Raw genomic sequence first — 3,461 nt, 5'->3', positions numbered from 1 at the left:
GGACCTTAGACAAGCCCTATCGTCGCAGGTCAGCGGCACTCCTCAGTCTTTTGATCACGCCTCGGACAGCCCTGCTCGTGAAAGCGCGAGGCTAGTCACGGAGGCGCGGCATGGCACTCACGATAGCCGTTGCAAGACGGCCGTGTGGTCGTTCCCGCAGGTCCGCCGGACCCTGACACGTGCGCCCACGGTTTAATCCTGCTGCTCATGGCTGGCGAGGGATTGTTCACAACAAGCCGACGCACCAACTGTTCGGTGCATCAGAGCATGCATAGAGAGCATCGCCGATGTTGATCAGCAACGCGTGTTCCCTACAGGTCAGGTTCACCTTGTCCAGGGCGGGGGTGTCGCGGCCGGGGTAGGTGAAAGCGACGTCCTCGACGCGGATTGCCTCCGGGCGCTCGGGGAGCTTGGTGCCGCCGGTCGGGATGGCGCGGCGGGCGCCGATACGGTGCAGTTCGTCGAGGTCGCGAACGAAGAGGGCTTCCTCGTAGAGGGAGTTGATCTGCCCGACGAGGCTGCCGATGCTGGCCGAGCCGGTTCGGATGGCGAAGACGGCCGTACCGGCCACCGCGAGCGGCATGGAACCGTGGATCACCAGCCGGCCCAGCAGAGCGAACGCGCCGATCGACGCGAGCCCGGCGAGGCTGGCGGCGAGCAGATCGGTGCGGGCTTTGACGCCCGCGAGGCGGGACTGCTCGTCGGCGGCGGCGCGGGCCATCTGCTCGTAGTGGCGCAGGATGAACGGGCCTGCGGCGTGCACGCGCAGCTCGGCAGCCGACCAGGGGTGCACCAGCATGTCCGCGAGCAGTCCTGCGGCGCGGGAGTGTTGCAGCCATGCCTTGCGGGAGGCGTAGCGGCGGCGGGCGGTGCGCACCGCGCCCCAGCCGCGTGGGGCGGTGATCAGGACGAGCATCGGCAGGAGTGTCCAGTTCAGCACGGTCAGGACGCCGGCGGCGGAGATCAGGCCGAGGGCGGCGGTCAGCACGGCGGTGGCTTGGCCGACCAGGTGCTGGATGGACAGGGCGCCGAACCGGGCGGAGTCCACGGCGGAGAGGAACTCGCTGTCCTCGATGGCCTCCAGGTCGGTGCGGGCGACGATCCGTAGGAAGTCCTCGGTGGCGATCCGGAACACCGCGGGCTCCAGACGGCCGGTTGCCCAGGACGAGGCGGTGGCCAGGAGCGCGGACAGCGCGGCGATGGCTCCGACGGTGAGGATCGCGGGCAGTGCGGCGCGGAGGGCGTGCGGGACTGTCCCGGCGGTCAGCAGGCGGCTCAGGGCCCGGTTGGTGGCCAGCAGCGCCACGGCCGCGGCGATGCCGCGCAGCACCTCCGCGGTGACGAGTGTGATTAGCGCTTTCTGGTCGGCCTGACGGGCCATGCGGCCGGCCAGGCGTAGCAGGCCGGGCAGCTGTCGGGCGATGGCGAGGAACGATACGTCGGCACTGGCCAGCTCGTGCCGGGCCCAGCCGTAGTCGTAGCGCATCGGTCCGCCGAACAGCAGCAGTTCACTCTCGGAGACCTCCGGGTCAAAGGCCGTTTCGGGCTTGGGTTTGGTCACGGATCGGCTCCGATCGTCGGCGACAGGGGTTGGTGAGAAGCTCGCGCAGGAGCGCGGCGAGGCGGTCGGCTTCGTTCAGGACTCGAGGTAGGCGGTGGATTGGCCCTCGTGGTAGGCGGTGGCGGCGGCGCGCAGGTTGCGGGCGTTGTACGGCTCCATCACCCCTGGCCGGCAGGCGTCGTCGATGTCCCACCAACGCCAGCCGAGCAGCTCCCGCTCGGGCACCCGGATGCGGTCTTCAGCGCCCGGGGCGAGGGTGGCGTGGAAGGTGAACAGGTTGCAGGGGTAGGCGAATTCGTTGAGGGCGGCGCCGGGGAACAGCTCGGCGGATTTGGTCAGCCAGTTGACGACCAGCAGCCGCCCGACCTCGACGGAGACGCCGCCGAGTTCCTCGGTGGCCTCGCGGCGGCAGGTAACCATGGGCGGCTCGTCCCACTCGCTCTTGCCGCCAGGCTGGACCCACATGCCCGATCGGGCGTGGTGAACGAGGAGGACCTCGGATCGCCCTCGGGGAATGAAGGCTGCCGCGGCGGCGGAGAACACGGCACGACCGGAACGCTCGGACATTTGGATGGGCTTCTCTCACATCAGGAGCGGTACGGTAGCACCGGTGCGGGAAAGGGAGTTGGTGGTCGGTGCAGGTGCGCAGGACGAGGTACGGCAGGGCACCGAGCGGGTACTCGGCGGTGTTGCTCCAGCCGAGGTGCCGCAGCTTGTCGAGCTCTGCCTCCGTGCACTGTTGCGCAGTTGGTCGAGCCTGCTCATGCCGGCCGGCCGAAGACGGACATCGCATCGCCCGCCGTGATCCGGCCGAGTGCGTGAGCGGCGTAGTCGACGACCGGCTTCGGCAGCCTCTCCAGCGGCCACCAGGACACCTGGTGGCACTTCTCGGGCTCGCGGTTGGTGACCTCGCCGGTGTAGGCGCGGGGGCGGAAGAACAGCTGGAGTCGGCCCTGGCCGTCGTCGGCATCCAGGTGGTGCAGGGCGTGTACGAGCTCGAGATCCTCCTCGCGGATCACGATGCTCAGCTCCTCCTTCGCCTCGCGGGCCATTCCGCGTGTGATCGACTCGTGCTCGAGGAGATGGCCGGCGGGAACGTGCCAGTGCCCGTCGGCGAAGGAGGTGTTGCGCCGCTGTCCGAGCAGAACGTGACCGTCCTCGATGAGGACCAGGTGGACTCCGACGACCATGGTGGGCGCGTGCGCCATGCGAGCGAGCCTTTCGACGAAGCGGACGAAACGACAGCGGTGTCGGTGGTTCGGTCAAGGCCGACGATGACGGACGGTGCCCTCGCGCAAGGGCGGGGTGGGCTGCGGTGATACCGACGGAGCCTTCCGCGGCGCAGGGGTGTTGAGGAGCGTCTGTGCCTCGGCGTAGCCGTGGGGCTTCCGTGCGAAACCGTCCCAGGCGAGGAGCAGCCGGGGTACCGAGCGGTCCACACGCGCCCGTTGCCGCGGTCCGGCTGCCAGGCTCAGCGACCGCAGCGTGCCGGTCTCGGGCCGTCGGCGCTCCCGGCGGGCCGCCCGCGCGGCCAGTGGTTCCCGGTGGGGCGGTTCATCTGATGAGTCGGACATCAGTACCTTCCTCGCACATGAGTGTGGCCTTGGGTGCTCAACCTAGGCCGCCCACGTGGCGCCTGCGACGGGTTCGACCGGTTGCCACACGATCGAATGAAGAGCATCAACTCCCTTGACCATCAGCAGCTTTGCTCAAGCCGCTCAGTGTGGCAGCAGGGTCCGACAATCGAGGTCTGACGCGAGGCTGAGCTGCTCGGGGCCGGGAGGCGGGCGTGCTCTGCCGTACCTAGTGCCGTGACCGCATAGGTTCGCCGGGTTGGCGGTGGCGATGCCTGAACCGGTTGGATGTAGACGGACATCCGATTCGGTGCGGGGAGGCGTGG

The 3,461-nt window shown here is 69.0% G+C and carries 4 protein-coding genes; all 4 read right to left on the bottom strand.

The annotated features are described in order from the left end of the window. Positions 1–226 precede the first annotated feature (226 nt). Entirely contained in the window at positions 227–1,561 is a 1,335-nt protein-coding gene (locus tag ABD369_RS40260) for an ABC transporter ATP-binding protein (protein ID WP_344641603.1), read from the bottom strand. 75 nt (positions 1,562–1,636) lie between these two features. Then, positions 1,637–2,128 (bottom strand): NUDIX domain-containing protein, encoded by a 492-nt coding sequence (locus tag ABD369_RS40255; protein WP_344641602.1) that lies wholly within the window; start codon positions 2,126–2,128, stop codon positions 1,637–1,639. 194 nt (positions 2,129–2,322) lie between these two features. Then, positions 2,323–2,769 (bottom strand): NUDIX hydrolase, encoded by a 447-nt coding sequence (locus ABD369_RS40250; RefSeq protein ID WP_344641601.1) that lies wholly within the window; start codon positions 2,767–2,769, stop codon positions 2,323–2,325. A gap of 54 nt (positions 2,770–2,823) precedes the next feature. Continuing rightward, complete coding sequence (locus ABD369_RS41515; protein WP_425557894.1) at positions 2,824–3,135, bottom strand: DUF6087 family protein; 312 nt, start codon at positions 3,133–3,135, stop codon at positions 2,824–2,826. Positions 3,136–3,461: the final 326 nt, after the last annotated feature.

It is taken from the genome of Kitasatospora cystarginea (genome assembly GCF_039533515.1).
Lineage (GTDB): Bacteria > Actinomycetota > Actinomycetes > Streptomycetales > Streptomycetaceae > Kitasatospora > Kitasatospora cystarginea.
Note: the sequence above shows the minus strand (reverse complement) of the source record. Positions and strands in the feature narration are given on the sequence as shown.

Coding starts and splice junctions, on each gene's coding strand:
- ABD369_RS40250 (WP_344641601.1), bottom strand. CDS start 2,769: ATGGCGCACGCGCCCACCATGGTCGTCGGAGTCCACCTGGTCCTCATC.
- ABD369_RS41515 (WP_425557894.1), bottom strand. CDS start 3,135: ATGTCCGACTCATCAGATGAACCGCCCCACCGGGAACCACTGGCCGCG.
- ABD369_RS40255 (WP_344641602.1), bottom strand. CDS start 2,128: ATGTCCGAGCGTTCCGGTCGTGCCGTGTTCTCCGCCGCCGCGGCAGCC.